Here is a 15302-nt window from a genome sequence, read left to right as displayed (position 1 = left end):
AGGGGCCTTTACTAACCAATTATAAACCTAAATTATGAGAAGACTTGTTTGTTATTTTTAATAGTGTAAAAGTAACACTAAGTTTTAATATTCAAAGAATTTTTTTGTAATTTTTTTGTAATCCTTTTAGCAATCCCTTTTTTCTGTTATTGCATTCACAAATATAGGTCATTTTCTTTGAAGATATTCCAATAAAATATGATTTTAGATTAACTAATTTGTAGAAATAGTTTAACATTTTTGCAATTCGATTTTATTTATATGCAGGCATCATCTATCGCTCATCCGCAGCTTACCAAGGCAACTTTATGGGTAATGACTATCACCACTGGTTTGGTAGTTGCTAATTTATACTATAACCAACCCCTGCTAAACGATATTGCTACTACTTTTCATGTAAGTAATGGTAAAGCCGGACAGGTATCTATGTACACGCAAATTGGTTATGCAGCGGGGATGTTTTTTATTGTACCCCTTGCAGATATGGTAAAGCGTAAACGCTTAATGCTGTTAGATTTTGCATTTGTTGTTGCTGCTCTTTTACTAACGGCCCTTGCTCCGGATATACATATATTAATATTGTCTGGCTTTTTATTAGGAGCGGCATCAATTATTCCGCAACTATTAATTCCTATGGCGGCTCATTTATCAAAACCTACGGAACGGGGTAAAAAAATAGGCTTTATAATGAGTGGTTTGCTTATAGGTATCTTACTATCGCGCACGTTAAGTGGTTTTATAGGCGCGCATTTCGGCTGGCGGGCCATGTTCTACATTGCAGCTGTTATTATGATATTGATGTGGGCACTTGTTTATTTTATGTTGCCTGAAGTTGAACCCGATTATAACGGCAACTACAAGCAACTAATGCGGTCGTTAATTGATCTGTTCAGGAATGAGCCTAAATTAAGACTGGCATCATTACGCGGAGCACTTTGTTTTGCCTGTTTCAGCGCTTTCTGGACGACTTTTGTTTTTCTGCTAAAACAGCAATTTAATTATGGCAGTGAGGTTGCCGGCGCCTTTGGCTTAGTAGGAGCATTTGGTGCGTTGGCTGCCGGGGTCATGGGTCGGCTGAATGATCGTATGGATGAGTTTAAACTCTCGGCTATCACACTTACGCTGATTGTTGTCTCCTTTATCCTGTTCTTGTTTTCTGCAAATAGCCTGGCCGGTTTAATTATCGGGGTCATTATTATGGATATGGGCGTGCAGTCAACCCACATCGCAAACCAGGCTATTATTTTTTCGCTGGATGCGCAGGCCCGCAACCGAATTAATACCATATATATGGTGTCTTATTTTATAGGCGGAGCGTTGGGCACTTTACTGGCCACAAAAATTTGGGATAGCTATCATTGGCCGGGTGTGTGTATTATAGGTATCACTTTATCGGCTATTGCACTAATTGTACACCTCAGTACACGTAAAACGATGCAGCGCACTGTCTGAAAACGTACACTTTTATAAAAACCGTACAGGTGTTGACTATTCTACCCAACAGTTTTTACTTATTTTTTGTACACCTTATTTTTCTATACCAAAACGCAAATCAGTATAAAAACCTAATTCACAGTGCTTTTTTATTCTGAATGTAAAAAAACGCACTCTTTATTGTAAATTTTTTTTGGGGCAACTCATTTTTTGGCATTGAATTGGAATAAGTATTATCAAACAGAGACAAAATGGAAACTCTAAAGAAGACCGAAAAACCGGGGGAAGAAAAAGAATGGGAAAACCCAGCTGAACCCGAAAAAACCTCTGATGACCGGGAGGAACAACAAATGCAAAGGCAATTAGAAGAGGCCAAACGCAGAAAAGAGAATCTTGAAGAAGACGAAAATAACGACAACAAAAACTAAAACACTAACATAAAAAACTAAAAATATCAACTATGAAAACTTACCAAAAACCAGCCACCAGCAAATTAGTTGCACGTTTCGACAAAGAACTGATGAACATTTTAATGAATGATCTGAAAACTATAAAAGCACTAAAAAATACCGGCCGTTTAACCGCTGCGTAATTTTAACTTAAACACACTATCTACCAAAAAAACTAACTACAAAAACATCTACCTATGAAAACCTATAAACAACCGGCTACAAGTAAATTACTGAAACGTTTTGATAACGAACTGAAAAATTTGTTAATGGAAGATCTAAGGTCTTTCAGAGGAAGAAACCCGTTTACAAAAAGCAACAAACAGGAAGCTGTGCAACAACTTTCAGCAGCCTGATCAACATATATTTACATCTATTTTTAAAACATCCCTTTGAGAACAATAAGGCTCGGCGAACTGCGGAGCCTTATTTTTTTGCGGCATATTTTATAATAAGTGCGGCAGTTTTAACCGACGCACCGGGCTCGCCCAGCTTTTCATCCAGGATATTATAATTATGAAGCATTTGCCCGCGATACGCTTTATTATTTATAAGGGCATTTAGCTCAGCATCGATATTTTCAGCAGTGCAGTCTTCCTGTATCAATTCCTTAACTATTAATCTGTCCATAATTAAATTCACCAGTGATATGAATTTTATTTTCACTAATAGCCTGGCAATGCTTATAGTAATGGCATTGCCTTTATATACTACTACCTGCGGCACATCAAATAAAGCGGTCTCTAACGTTGCCGTACCTGATGCCACTACTGCGGCTTCGGCATGGTGTAAAATATCATAAGTAGCGTTAAATATTACAGGAATATTTAAACCGTTTAAATACTGCTGATAGTATTCGGCGGTAAATGATGGCGCGCCTGCTATCAGAAATTGATGGTTGGGAAATTGCCTGGCCGCAGCTATCATTTGGGGCAATAAACGACTTATCTCCTGCCTGCGACTACCGGGTAACAGTGCTATTATATTTTTATTGTTAAGGTTATTTTTTTTAATAAAAACGGGATCTGGGGTAAAGGCGGTAACGGCATCTAATAAAGGGTTTCCTACGTAATCAATCTCCATCCCCCATTGCCGGTAAAAATCAACCTCAAATGGCAGGATACAAAACAGGTGATCTACCACTTTTTTTATTTTAAGTACCCGCTTTTGATTCCAGGCCCAAACTTTGGGGGAGATGTAATAACACACCAACAGGCCATTGCTTTTGGCAAATTCCGCTATTTTCAGGTTAAACCCCGGAAAATCTATCAGTATCAATACATCCGGATGATAAGCAAGAATGTCCTTTTTACAAGATCTCAGATTTTTGAGCACGGTATTCAGGTTGGCTACCACTTCCACAAAGCCCATAAAGGCCATGTCAGCATAGTGTTTCACCAACGTACCCCCCTCGGCCTGCATCAGGTCGCCGCCAAAAAAACGAAAATCAGCTTTTTCGTCAAGTGATTTTAATTCCTTTATCAAATTAGCGCCGTGCAGATCGCCGGAGGCTTCGCCCGCTACCAGATAATACTTCATGCGGATAACCTTATTTTAAACATAAAAACGAGCAGCAATATCATAAAAGTACTCATCATTATACCTTTGCCAGTTTTATCCTGATCATGAAGCACACTGTATCTTATCATCATTAAATTAATACAGATGGCTATTAAATAAGGCACTCCGGGCTTATTCATTATCATATCATCCGCCTGCAGCCAATACTCAAAAACTATCCATGTAATTAAAGGCAACACACATCCGCAAAGGAAACCCGCTATTAAATTATTTCTACTGCCTGCCAGCATCATACATTAAATTCCCAGTTATTTAATTCTTGCATGGCATAATGTGCCGTCATATCAAATTGTACAGGCACTACCGATGCATAGTGATGTTCCAATGCCCAAACATCGGTATCCTCCCCGCTATCATTTAACTGGAAAACACCCGTTAGCCAATAGTAAGGCCTGTTATGCGGATCCATCCTTTCATCAAATTCTTCTGCCCATTTGGCTTTTGCCTGGCGGCATATTTTAACACCTTTAATATTTGATGTAGCCGGGAAATTCACATTAAGCAACGTGCCCGGGGGTAAACCGTTCTTTAATACCTGTAACGATAATTGCTTCACAAATTTTAAACAAGGCTTAAAATTGGCTTGCAGGGTATAATCATCCAACGAGAACCCGATAGACGGAATACTCTCAATAGCACCTTCAACCGCGGCCGACATGGTACCTGAATAAAGTATATTGATGGAATTATTTAATCCATGATTAATGCCTGATACGCAAAGATCGGGTTTTTGCCCCTTAAATATTTTATTTACAGCCAGTTTTACGCAATCAACCGGGGTGCCCGAGCAACTGTACATTTCAATGCCTTCATAAATATCCACCTTATCCAACCGGAGCGGTTTACCTATAGTAATGGCATGCCCCATTCCCGATTGAGGGCTATCCGGCGCTACCACCACTACCCTCCCTATTTCTTTCATCACGTGCATCAGCGCCTTTATGCCGGGAGCCGTTATCCCGTCATCATTCACTACCAGTATATTGGGTTTATTTTTTGTCATCATCAACAAAAATAGAGATTTTGAAGCAAGGTGCTTTAAAAAGCAAATAAAAAAGGGGCAGCTATTAAGCTGCCCCTTTTTTATAATGGATTTTCTTCTGATTATAAGATCAGGATCAATACTAAGATGATGATGATGATAGCACCAACTGAAAGGTATACACCACCACTGGTAGCTGCTTGTGCTTCGTGCTTTAATTCTCTAAGCTCATGGCGCAATTCTTTTTTATCCTGACGGGTTAAATGAGATTTGTCCATGTGTTTGATTTCTTCCACACGGGTTTTAATTTCTTCCACACGAGCTTGTTTTTGCTCGTCGGTCATTTTCGCAAATTCCTCTTTGTAATCCTTCTTGTCTTTACCACCTTCGAAGGTAGCGGCATTACTGTTAAATGCGGTAATACTTAACAGCATGGTTACGGCGATTAGATAAATTTTCTTTTTCATAGCATTTAATTGTTTAGTGAGTAATTTTTATTGATAATCACAAAATCAAATCAAATGTTTTAAAAAAATATAAAAAAATTTACTTTTTAAATACTAATGAAGTAGGATGCCTCAAAAACATGTCCTACATCAGTCATTTGAATGGCCTCTTTCTTATTGATATCCACCTGATTATTAACGGTGTCAGCACAGCCAAGCCATGGCTCAATGCATACAAAGTCGGCCCCGGGCTTAGCCCAAAGGCCTAAATAATTAAAATGAGGAAATTCAACTGACAGACTTTTATCATGCAAATTGCTTTTTATGGTCACCATACGCGACAGTAGGTTTTTAAACACCAGCGCATCCTCGGCAAACAGTTCTCGTGTGAGCTGCAACTTGTTGCCTTCCATAGTTACATGATGTTCTTCACCGGTAAAAAAGCCTTCTGCTGATAGCTGATGAGTTTTCAACTCTTCGTGAACCTCAAACTCCAGATAATAATCTTCATACCTTTCCCCTGTGTTAAAAGGCACGTTAAAAGCCGGATGTCCGCCAACTGAAAAATAAACCGGCTGCTTATCACGGTTAATCAATTTATAAGTTACACGAAGTGCGTTATCAATTAAAGTGTACATCACCTGAAAATCAAACTTGTAAGGATATACTTCGAGTGTTTTTTCACAATAAGGTTTTGAAAAACTTGCATGTACTTCACTCGTTTCCAACAAAATAAACTCCGATTGACGTGCAAACCCGTGCCTTTTCATGGCATAAGCTTTACCATCAACCATCAGTTCATCGTTAATCAGTCCGCCAACTACCGGGAAAAGGTTTGGCGCATGCCACGGCCATACATCGGGGTTGGCCTGCCATAAATGTTCTGTATTGGTTTTTTTGTTAAAAAAAGAAGTAAGCTGCGCGCCTTTAGTACCGGCAGATACTTTTAAAAATTCATTTTCAAGAATAGCCATCAGGATAGTGTTTGGTTCAAGGTAAACAAATCAATCATCATCCTGTTTCTTTTTCTTCTCCAAAATAACAAAGGCACTGCGTTTTGGCGCTGGCATAATGGAGTTTTCTCCTTTTACTGATTTCCAAACTACTTCGTTCAGATCAAGATCAGGCGCGGCATCTTCCTTAGCGAGATTAAAGCTTTCGGAACGGCGACTGCTTTCGTTATCAGCAATATTGCGTGCATCCAGATCAACCTGTGCGGGTTTAACCACATATGGTGTAAAGTCGGGATTATTGGTAAAGCAGGCATATAGCGGCATCGCCGATGCATCATACTGGCTCATTGGCGGTAATCCCAAGATCAATTCAATGGTACGCAATACACCCGATGTAGAGTACATGCCATGGATAACCGCGTTACGTTTTACATACGGGCCGGCTAAAAATACCGGGGAGCGGTGAGCGTCTACATGGTCGGGGCCGTTTTGGGCATCGTCCTCTAAAACAATCACTACAGATTCTTTCCAGATGGGGCTGTGCGACAGATGTTCTATCAACCTGCCTACCGCCAAATCATTATCTGCAACGCAAGCTATAGGTGTACGTGCGCCCTTACGCTGCCCACTGGTATGATCGTTAGATATCCGGATGGAATTGAATTGCGGTACCTGGTTTATGGTAAGTAACGAGTCAAAATCATGCGCCCAAACTTCCTCACGTTTAAGGTCCATTACGCTCATATCAAACCCTGGTGATTGTTTACAAAAGTGTCCTTCTAAAGATTTAAGACTGGCTTTAGCATTTTCGCCGTCGGTAACAAACTCCCCATAGGTGCGGTAACTAACACCGGCACGTTTACAATAATCCCATATAAAACCATCGCGCGGGTATGCCGCGAAGCGTGTTCCTTCAAAATCATAATTACCTCCACGGCCGCCATAGCTGGTAGGCCACGTCTTTTCCACAAAATCGGTAGCGTAGGCAGCTGTGCTCCAGTTATGTCCATCGGCGCTTACTTCGGCATCTACATAAAAGTTATCCAGCAATACATAGTTTTTGGCAATGGCGTGCAAATTTGGTGTAACGGTTTTGCCGAATATACAAAGTGATGTATCACCGTTACCTTCGGCAACATCACCCATTACCTGATCGTATGTACGGTTTTCCTTAATAATGTAAAACACATGCTTTATAGGCGATTTCTCACCTTGCTTACGAGGGATAGGATTACCCGCTTCGCCAGGCGCTTCAGCAGCTATTTTATCGTTGAATGGTGTATTAGCGTAAACCTGCTTTGTGTAGGCCTTTAACTGTGCTTCATCAGGCGCATTAATAAAGGAAAGAGTACCTTTAAACAAACCGCCTATATATTGCTCCTTCCTGTTTGTAGATCCTATCTGATACCCGCTGTTATCCGTTTTCTTAACAGGCTGCGGCCCGTTAGGGTTAGCCATTGACTTAAAACCTTTACCATTGCTCACTAATATTTTTTTGCCCAGCATTTTAACATTGGTAGGATACCAACCTACCGGTATAAAACCACGGCTCTGACTGTTGGCAGGTTGCGATACATCAAAAACGGCCAAACAATTATTATCGGCATTGGCTATATAAAGCGTTTTTTGGTTTGATGATAAGGCAAATCCGTTAGTGGTTGATCCTGTTAAATGTGTTGGATATAATGCGGTTGAAACCGTCTCTAAAATTTTATGCGTAGCTGTGTTAATAATAGATACCGAATTATCATTAGCATTAGCCACAAACAACAGTGTTCCTTTTTTATTCAGTAATAACTCATTTGGGTGGCTGCCTGCCTGTATACTGGTTAAAGTTTGGGTAGATGTATTGTAGAAAGCCACTTTATTTCCTCCCCATAAAGAGATATACAGCGTTTTCTCGTCGGGTGATAAAACACAGCTATAAGCCTCGGCGCTTAGTTTAACTCTTTTCAGTATGTTTTTCCTGGCAGGATCAATAATATAGAGTGTGCTGTCCTCCTTGGTTACCGTGTATAGTATGGTATTTTTTTTGTTGACCGCGATACCTGTAGGACATATTTTATTTTTTGGCCAGGCAGCCCCTAACCTTATAGTATCGGGCTTACCCAGTTTGCTGTTACTGATATGAAAATCAAGAATAATATTATCGTTACCCCCTGAAGCATACAGCTCCTTTTCGTCGCGGCTAAAAGCTATACCATACCATGATTTTTTCAGTTCCTGCTCGTCCAGCAATTTTTCGCTTTTAGGATCTATCAGCTGCAGCGACTGCACACTTTGCCCGTTATTGGTAACGGCCAGATATTTACCGGATGAGGACAGCTGCATATTTAATGGCAGATCGCCCAGAGGCAGAGACCTCCCCGCAGGGCTCAATTTCCAGCCATTGGGTAATAAAACCTGTTCTGTCTGTGCTATTTTACCCGGTGTTTGAGCAAAGGATTGGAAAGTTACAGCAATTGCCGCTATGGAAAGTAGGAGTTTCTGTTTCATAATAAAACATTGAAACTCAAAAATACATATTACCCGCGGGTATCAGCAGAGTTAACAAAAACTTAACACGTCAAATAATTGATACAATCAGATACAGTCTGGATTATTGCTTATCCACCTTTAGCTTTGCACGCATCACCGAATCTTTTTGAGCGTGGGTGAGTTTATAATCGTAGTTGAATAAGGCTCCTTCCCAATCACCATACGATGGATTGGGCAATACAATATATTTATCGCCAAACTCTTTCTTCAACTGTTCTGTAATAGCGCTTCGGTTTTCCTCTGTGGGGTGGCTGTCATACAAGGCGTCAAAATCGGGCAGATTATCACCACACAGTAAAACAATATTATAGGTTGATAAAACAGTTAGCCTGCGGCTTTCTTTACTGGAGTTGCCCTGCTTTAAAAACAAGTGTGATTCATCAGCATCCGGCAAATTGAATTTCTTTAAATTTTTTAAAGTGCCGGCCATCTCATCCTGATCGCGGTTGGTGATGTAAAATACGGCTACTCCTTTTGATGCCGCATATTTCAGGAATGAAGGCGCACCGGGCACCGTATCGGCTTGCGCTTTGGCTGTCCACGCTTTCCAGGTTTCACCGGTATATTCCTGGTTTTGGGCAGCGCGCATAGCATCATAAGGGCTATTATCTAATAAGGTCTCGTCAATATCGGTAACTATAGCTAAAGGCTTACCACCAGGTTGGCGGACAGCCTCGTTTAAGCGCAGCCGGGCAATGTTATACGCCTGGAAACACAACGCCTTATATTCTGCCGCGCGTTGCTGCCAAAGCGCCGACCAGATTTTGCCGCCGTTGGCCAGTGAAGTGCTCTCTGTTTTTTTTGTAGTGGCGCAGGCGCTCAGTAAAATGATGCCTGCCAAGAGGCCGGTAATGTTCTTTTTCATAATTGCTGTTGGCAAATATGGGCATTATAACAGTTCCGGTTTTAACTTTTCTGTAAATTCTTTGGCAAACTTGTTTAGTTTAGGCTGTATAACAAAGGCGCAATAAGGCTTCATGGGGTTATCGCTAAAATAATTCTGATGATAATCCTCTGCCTTATAAAACTCGCTTGCAGGTGTTATTTCTGTTACTATGGGTTTATCAAAAACCTGCTCGTCCGTTAGCTTTTTCACCATCGCTTCGGCTTGTTGCTTTTGCTCATCAGTATAATAAAATATAGCCGAACGGTATTGTGTACCTACATCATTCCCCTGCCTGTTTAATGTAGTAGGGTTATGTGTTTTAAAAAACACCAAAAGCAGTTCCTCAAAGCTAACTGCATCGGCATCGTACTCCAAGCTTATCACCTCGGCATGACCGGTATCGCCATTGCATATTTCCATATACGTAGGGTTTTGAGTATGCCCACCCATATAACCCGACTCCACTTTGCTTACTCCTTTAACATTTTGAAAGATGGCCTCGGTGCACCAAAAGCAACCGCTGCCAAAAGTTATTTTCTGAATATTTTGTGCCATTATATTTAACGCTTTTATAATACAAATTTACTTAATTGGTAAGTGAAAATTTGTGTGGAATGTTTTGGAAGCGTCATTTATTTGGCTGAATTTATGGAGAAATAAATTTTATCAGCTAATCAATTTTTTCTTTTTATAACTAACCCTGCCTCTAAAGGTTGGATTCGCTTCATTTACATATAATCCAAATATCAATAGAATTGTACTACAAACTAATCCAATTTTACAAGATAATATCCCATTTAAAATAGATTGCTGATGTTGATCAAGTATCTCACCTGCAAATACACTATCCTGTACCTCATATTTATAGCTTATCAGGCTATTCATCCAACCAAAACCAAACAACAAAATAAGGATGGTTAAAACTATAAGAATTGAAGAGAGCACCTTTTGATTTATAGTAAAAAACATTCCCTTAAGTCCACTTACTTAAAAACTGGTTGAAGGCGTCTTTATACTGGTCGCCTACGGTGATGTTTATTTTACCTATTTGCAGGGCGTTGCGGGTAATGGAGTTTATTTTATCGAGCGATACAATATACGAGCGATGTACACGCATAAAACGCCTGGCAGGGAGTTTCTCTTCCAGGGCCTTCAGGCTGCTCAGGGTAAGCAATGGCTTTTCCACATTCCGCATGTATACCTTTACATAATCTTTCAGGCTCTCCAGGTATAAAATATCATTGAACGCTATACGTACCAGTTGATATTCAACTTTTATAAACAGATATTCATCCTCCGGCTTTTCTGTAGCGGCAGGTGAGGCAGTGGTAGCAAAAACAGCAGGCGCGGTGTTGGAACGTTCCACCAGTTCGGCATAAGCCAGAGCCTTATTGGCCGCGTGCAAAAATTCCTCGTAATTAAAAGGTTTCAGCAGGTAATCCAGCGCGTCAACCCGGTAGCCCTCCAGCGCAAACTGATTATAAGCCGTGGTGAAAATTATCCGCGGGCGGTTAGGGCCGCGACTATCCAGCACACGGGCAAGCTCAATACCGTTTAAGTTAGGCATTTGTATATCTAAAAGCAGCAGATCAACTTTGTGCTGCTGCAAGCCGCCCAAAGCTTCTACCGCGCTGTTGTACCGGCCCACCAAATTCAAGAATGGTGTTTGCTCAATAAATGAACATATCAGCCCAAGGGCTAAAGGCTCGTCGTCAACAGCTATACAATTTATGATCATGCCAAATTCAACGTTAAAGTTACCGTATATAAATTTGCTTCGGTATTGTTATCCACGCTTAAGGTATGCTTTTTAGGGTACAAAAGGGCAAGCCGGCGTATCGTATTATTAAGCCCGATCCCTTTATTCTCCTCCAGGCTAACACCCTGCACATTAAATACTGCGTTTTGTACTATCAGCGTAAGTTTATCGTCCTCCTGCTCAATACTGATATTTACATTACTGGGCAGCGTATCGCTGATGCCGTGTTTAAAAGCATTCTCTACAAAGGGTAAAAACAGCATTGGCGCCACCTGGTACTCCTTTAATGGTGTGGGGTAATTAAAATTCACCGATACCTTATCTGTTAAACGTAATTGCATCAGGCTGATATAATCCTTTACAAAGGCCACCTCCTGGCTCAGCAGGGCAGTAGTATTTTGGGTATCGTACAACACATACCTCATCATACGCGATAATTGATGCAGGGCCGTGCGCGATGTTTCCACATTCACCAGCGTAAGCGCGTATATATTATTTAACGTGTTAAAAAAGAAATGCGGATTTATCTGCGCCTTTAAGAACGACAACTCGGAGCTTATTTTATCCTGCTCCATTTTCTGCTGTTGCTGCTTGCCCTTTTTCCAGGTTTGCGTAGTGGTTATACTGGTACTGATACCGAGTACTAACGCCACTACCGTAAAGGTAAGTGTATCAAAACCGCGCCTGCCACCGGCACCGCCTGCCTTAGGGGGACCATGCTTACGAAAGGCTGCTTCCATTAAACGGTGCATATGCAACCATTTATCAATATAGCCGGTTAGCAAAACAATTACAATTACAATGGCTACCAGCAGTAAAAAGTAAATGCCGATCCGGTTTTTTAATAAAAACTTAGGCACCAGTAAATATGCATTTAAATAATAAGCTGATATCAGCATACTTAAAATAAGGAACTGCTTTATCCAGAACTGGTATGGAACCTGAATGTTCCATGATAATGGTTGATAGAACAATAACAGCAGGCCCAGCACTCCCCATATTAGTATATGGATAAGTATAGTTACCAGCGTGCTTTTTGATTTCTGAATGATCATTTCTTTAGCGCCCCATTTAAAGGGTGATACAATATTACAAATCAAATAATTACAAGGCAATCATAATCTACCGGGACGCCGGTTTTATCTGCCAGCAGCTAAATTTCACCCCCGAAAAGACACTTTTTGTTTTAAAGGCTGCATTTTAACTTTTATAGGTTAAAAATGGCTTTCTGTCTGCACATATTGCCTACCCGTCTATTGCGTTTTTTTAAGCTGGGCTATAAGTATTGTTTTGTACATCAGTAATTAAAAAATGAAAGCAAAATATTTTATAATCACCTCCTTATTAATATTAACCCTGCGGGCTTACAGCCAAACACCCCGCGATGTGAGAGGAATAGTTAAGGACTCTACCGGCGTTACCCTGCCAGGTACAAGTGTTAAATTATTAAACGGGAAAGACAGTTCTACAACGGTTACAGATGCCAACGGCCGGTTTGTATTCCAATCTGTAGCGGTAAAGGAATTCAGTTTAGTAGTACAGTCAATAGGCTACCAGCCCGTTAAACGCCACTTTATTTTGGACGACGGCACAAAGCCTGCAGACCTGGCTCCTATCATTTTAAAAACCGATACGCACATGCTTAATACGGTGAATATTGTGGATGTGAACCCTGTTAGATTAAAGGAAGATACTGTTGAGTTTAACGCCGCTGCTTATCCGGTACGCGAAGGGGCGCCTGTTGAGGATGTGATCAAGAAATTGCCGGGAGTTGATGTAGATAAAGATGGCAACATAACCGCTGAAGGTAAATCTATAAATAAGGTGAGGGTGAACGGCAAGGATTTTTTTGGCGGAGATGTAAAAACTGCTACTAAAAACCTGCCTGCTGATGTTGTTCAAAACATACAGATCATTGATGATTACGGCGATCAGGCAAATATTACCGGGGTAAAAACCGGCGACCCTGAGAAGATCCTGAACATTAATATCAAACCAAGTAAAAATTACGGCTATTTCGGGCAGGCCAGTGTAGGCGACGGCGCGGATATGATTCCCGGCGTATCAAGCGACAAAGAGGGAAACCGATATGTTGCACAGGCTAACCTTTTCAGTTTTAACGGTAACAGGCAGATAGCGGTTTTGGGCAATTTAAATAACACCAATACTAACCTGTTCAGCTTTGGCGGCAGAGGTGGCGGCGGCGGTCCTGGTGGCGGCCCGCGTGGCGGGGGTAACAGCGGCAATAACAACGGTATAACTACCGCGCGCAGCATTGGCCTTAACTACCGCGACCAGTGGGGTAAAAAAATATCTGCCTATGGCAGTTACAGCTTTGCGGATAATGACGTTAATACTACCAGTACTACTATACAAAATAACATCTCGCTAAACAACCCTACGGTAAATAACCAAAGCAGCACACAGCAGGATAATAATGTAAACCACCGTTTTAACTTTAATATTGAATATAAGCCGGATACGGTTAACTATATAAAAATAACCCCGTCGTACTCCTACGCCAGTACCAATACCATACAAAATGGTGCAAGTAAATTATTAAACAGTTCCGAAACGGTATCCGATTATACATTTAACTCGCTAAGTAATTCAACTGCCCCCAACTATGGCGCAAATGTTTTATTTAATCACCGCTTCAGCACTAAGGGGCGCAACTTCAGTATAAACTTCGGTGCAGGATCATACAGTACCAACAAATATCAAAACCCGGTATATACTTACATTGAAGGAGCTGCAAACGCGCCGCTTAACCAGTATATCAGTACGGATAGCCGTACTGATAGTATAGGTGCTAATCTTTCCTATCTGGAACCGCTGTCAAAAAAGTCGTATCTGGAACTTACTTATGGCTTTAAACATGCTTATACCACTGCTGATAAATTAACAGATACCTTAAATACATTTGATAACACCATTGACCGTTACGACCTGCTAAGCAACAGTTATAATTATACTTATATCACTAACCGTTTCGGGCTTAACTATCGGTTTATTGATAAAAAGTACAACTACACCTTAGGTGTTTTAGCACAACCGGTTACATTACAAGGCAGTTCTCGCGTTAGTGGCAACACACAGGTAAATACCTTTAACATTGCCCCTACCGCCCGGTTCATCTATAATTTCTCGCGCAATAAATCATTAAGCTTAAACTATAACAGCTCAAGCAATCAGCCCACTTATACCGAATTACAACCGATAACCGATTTTTCTAACGCCTCTTACCCGGTTACCGGTAACCCTGACCTGAAACCGGAGTTCAGCAATGTTTTATCAGCACGATTCAATAATTTCAATTTCGAGTCAGGAAACGTATTTTTCAGCAACCTGTCGTTCACGCAAACCGATCATAAAATTGTGGCCAACACCATTACTTATCCAAAAGTGTACACCCCGGATAGTAAATTGGCAGGTACCATATCTACTCAATACTTAAATTCCGACGGATATTACGCGGCCAATGCCTTTTATGTATTTGCCAAGCCCTGGGAGAAACGTAAGTACAATTTATTCTTTACAGGTAATGTTAACTATGCGAACAACATCTCCTATATCAGCAACGTAGCCGCCGATACTTATGAAATGACCACCGAGAAAAACATCTCTAAAAACCTGGTGCTTTCTCAAGGCTTACGTTTCAGAACAAATATTACCGATATTATTGATGCCGAAGCCAGCACTACTTATAGTATTAACCGCTCAACCAACTCAATTGAACAGGCTGATATTAACAACAAATTCAGTACGCTTAATATTGGCTTAAACGGTAAAAATTACTTTTTTAAAGACTGGACGTTAAGTTATGATTACTCTAAACAAATATACTACGGCTACCAGGGTGCAACTAACCCTAACATCCTTAATGCTTATGTAGAACGCCGTTTCTTAAAAGGCAATGTAGGTACGCTTCGCTTTTCGGTTAACGATGTATTTAACGAAAATACAGGCTATACCACCACACAAAGCGGCAGCTATATTACACAAACCAGTGCTAATCGTTTAGGCAGATATTATTTGCTCACGTTTACCCTAAGGCTGCAGAAATTTGCAGGTGCCAGGCCAACAGGGCCGGGCAGAGGCGGTCCGGGCGGCCCTCCTCCGGGTGAAGGCCCGGGTGGCCCTCCTATGTAATACCCCCCTGCTGAATATAATATTTCACAATGGCACCGTAGCTGGTGCCATTGTTTTTTACAGCCAATTATATATTTGGCTTTTAAGTAATTAGCATTAACTTTAATTACTTAATTGTTTAA

General features: G+C 40.8%; 15 protein-coding genes. 5 read left to right on the top strand and 10 right to left on the bottom strand.

Annotated elements, in window-relative coordinates; genetic code table 11:
• The first annotated feature begins 240 nt into the window (after positions 1-240).
• From I5M19_RS14145 to I5M19_RS14135, 4 genes are all read left to right on the top strand, one after another.
• Positions 241-1452, top strand: coding sequence for an MFS transporter (locus tag I5M19_RS14145; RefSeq protein WP_235985852.1), 1212 nt, complete (start codon positions 241-243; stop codon positions 1450-1452).
• Positions 1453-1685: 233 nt separating this feature from the next.
• On the top strand, positions 1686-1862 hold the full coding sequence (locus I5M19_RS14140) for a hypothetical protein (RefSeq protein ID WP_200067011.1): 177 nt from the start codon (positions 1686-1688) through the stop codon (positions 1860-1862).
• 32 nt (positions 1863-1894) lie between these two features.
• Positions 1895-2026, top strand: coding sequence for a hypothetical protein (locus I5M19_RS18745; RefSeq protein ID WP_262895513.1), 132 nt, complete (start codon positions 1895-1897; stop codon positions 2024-2026).
• A 54-nt stretch (positions 2027-2080) separates the two neighbouring features.
• Positions 2081-2239 carry a hypothetical protein gene (locus I5M19_RS14135; protein ID WP_200067010.1) on the top strand — a complete coding sequence of 53 codons (159 nt, stop codon included), beginning with the start codon at positions 2081-2083 and terminating at the stop codon, positions 2237-2239.
• A gap of 70 nt (positions 2240-2309) precedes the next feature.
• On the opposite strand, the gene lpxB is transcribed toward I5M19_RS14135, so the two are convergent.
• The 10 genes from lpxB to I5M19_RS14085 all read right to left on the bottom strand — a co-directional run bounded on the left by lpxB (position 2310) and on the right by I5M19_RS14085 (position 12083).
• On the bottom strand, positions 2310-3422 hold the full coding sequence (gene lpxB, locus I5M19_RS14130; RefSeq protein WP_200067009.1) for a lipid-A-disaccharide synthase: 1113 nt from the start codon (positions 3420-3422) through the stop codon (positions 2310-2312).
• Positions 3419-3697: a hypothetical protein gene (locus I5M19_RS14125; protein ID WP_200067008.1), complete on the bottom strand. Its 279-nt coding sequence runs from the start codon at positions 3695-3697 to the stop codon at positions 3419-3421. The genes lpxB and I5M19_RS14125 overlap by 4 nt, the downstream gene beginning before the upstream one ends.
• Entirely contained in the window at positions 3694-4467 is a 774-nt protein-coding gene (gene surE / locus I5M19_RS14120; protein WP_200067685.1) for a 5'/3'-nucleotidase SurE, read from the bottom strand. Before surE ends, I5M19_RS14125 begins: the two co-directional genes overlap by 4 nt.
• Positions 4468-4568: 101 nt before the next feature.
• On the bottom strand, positions 4569-4913 hold the full coding sequence (locus I5M19_RS14115) for a hypothetical protein (RefSeq protein WP_200067007.1): 345 nt from the start codon (positions 4911-4913) through the stop codon (positions 4569-4571).
• Between the two features lie 86 nt (positions 4914-4999).
• Positions 5000-5866 carry an aldose 1-epimerase family protein gene (locus I5M19_RS14110; RefSeq protein ID WP_200067006.1) on the bottom strand — a complete coding sequence of 289 codons (867 nt, stop codon included), beginning with the start codon at positions 5864-5866 and terminating at the stop codon, positions 5000-5002.
• Positions 5867-5896: 30 nt separating this feature from the next.
• Positions 5897-8341 carry a bifunctional YncE family protein/alkaline phosphatase family protein gene (locus tag I5M19_RS14105; RefSeq protein WP_200067005.1) on the bottom strand — a complete coding sequence of 815 codons (2445 nt, stop codon included), beginning with the start codon at positions 8339-8341 and terminating at the stop codon, positions 5897-5899.
• Between the two features lie 103 nt (positions 8342-8444).
• On the bottom strand, positions 8445-9248 hold the full coding sequence (locus I5M19_RS14100; RefSeq protein ID WP_200067004.1) for a 5'-nucleotidase, lipoprotein e(P4) family: 804 nt from the start codon (positions 9246-9248) through the stop codon (positions 8445-8447).
• Between the two features lie 24 nt (positions 9249-9272).
• Positions 9273-9824 carry a peptide-methionine (S)-S-oxide reductase MsrA gene (gene msrA, locus I5M19_RS14095; protein ID WP_200067003.1) on the bottom strand — a complete coding sequence of 184 codons (552 nt, stop codon included), beginning with the start codon at positions 9822-9824 and terminating at the stop codon, positions 9273-9275.
• A gap of 418 nt (positions 9825-10242) precedes the next feature.
• The gene (locus I5M19_RS14090) at positions 10243-11007 is read right to left on the bottom strand and encodes a LytR/AlgR family response regulator transcription factor (RefSeq protein ID WP_200067002.1); all 765 of its coding nucleotides are present in this window, start codon (positions 11005-11007) and stop codon (positions 10243-10245) included.
• Positions 11004-12083, bottom strand: coding sequence for a sensor histidine kinase (locus I5M19_RS14085; RefSeq protein WP_200067001.1), 1080 nt, complete (start codon positions 12081-12083; stop codon positions 11004-11006). The genes I5M19_RS14090 and I5M19_RS14085 overlap by 4 nt, the downstream gene beginning before the upstream one ends.
• A gap of 256 nt (positions 12084-12339) precedes the next feature.
• Between I5M19_RS14085 and I5M19_RS14080 the strand changes: the two genes are divergently transcribed.
• A complete protein-coding gene (locus tag I5M19_RS14080; RefSeq protein ID WP_200067000.1) occupies positions 12340-15180 on the top strand; it encodes a TonB-dependent receptor in 2841 nt (946 codons plus the stop codon).
• Positions 15181-15302: the final 122 nt, after the last annotated feature.

The sequence above is a fragment of the Mucilaginibacter segetis genome (genome assembly GCF_016522075.1).
GTDB lineage: Bacteria > Bacteroidota > Bacteroidia > Sphingobacteriales > Sphingobacteriaceae > Mucilaginibacter > Mucilaginibacter segetis.
This window is presented reverse-complemented; position numbering and strand designations above follow the sequence as displayed.

Bases quoted from the DNA above. Each gene is read 5' to 3' on its own strand.
- I5M19_RS14125 (WP_200067008.1), bottom strand. From the start codon at position 3,697: ATGATGCTGGCAGGCAGTAGAAATAATTTAATAGCGGGTTTCCTTTGC.
- I5M19_RS14140 (WP_200067011.1), top strand. From the start codon at position 1,686: ATGGAAACTCTAAAGAAGACCGAAAAACCGGGGGAAGAAAAAGAATGG.
- I5M19_RS14100 (WP_200067004.1), bottom strand. From the start codon at position 9,248: ATGAAAAAGAACATTACCGGCCTCTTGGCAGGCATCATTTTACTGAGC.
- msrA (WP_200067003.1), bottom strand. From the start codon at position 9,824: ATGGCACAAAATATTCAGAAAATAACTTTTGGCAGCGGTTGCTTTTGG.
- surE (WP_200067685.1), bottom strand. From the start codon at position 4,467: ATGACAAAAAATAAACCCAATATACTGGTAGTGAATGATGACGGGATA.
- I5M19_RS14135 (WP_200067010.1), top strand. From the start codon at position 2,081: ATGAAAACCTATAAACAACCGGCTACAAGTAAATTACTGAAACGTTTT.
- I5M19_RS18745 (WP_262895513.1), top strand. From the start codon at position 1,895: ATGAAAACTTACCAAAAACCAGCCACCAGCAAATTAGTTGCACGTTTC.
- I5M19_RS14115 (WP_200067007.1), bottom strand. From the start codon at position 4,913: ATGAAAAAGAAAATTTATCTAATCGCCGTAACCATGCTGTTAAGTATT.
- I5M19_RS14105 (WP_200067005.1), bottom strand. From the start codon at position 8,341: ATGAAACAGAAACTCCTACTTTCCATAGCGGCAATTGCTGTAACTTTC.
- I5M19_RS14110 (WP_200067006.1), bottom strand. From the start codon at position 5,866: ATGGCTATTCTTGAAAATGAATTTTTAAAAGTATCTGCCGGTACTAAA.
- I5M19_RS14085 (WP_200067001.1), bottom strand. From the start codon at position 12,083: ATGATCATTCAGAAATCAAAAAGCACGCTGGTAACTATACTTATCCAT.
- I5M19_RS14090 (WP_200067002.1), bottom strand. From the start codon at position 11,007: ATGATCATAAATTGTATAGCTGTTGACGACGAGCCTTTAGCCCTTGGG.
- I5M19_RS14080 (WP_200067000.1), top strand. From the start codon at position 12,340: ATGAAAGCAAAATATTTTATAATCACCTCCTTATTAATATTAACCCTG.
- lpxB (WP_200067009.1), bottom strand. From the start codon at position 3,422: ATGAAGTATTATCTGGTAGCGGGCGAAGCCTCCGGCGATCTGCACGGC.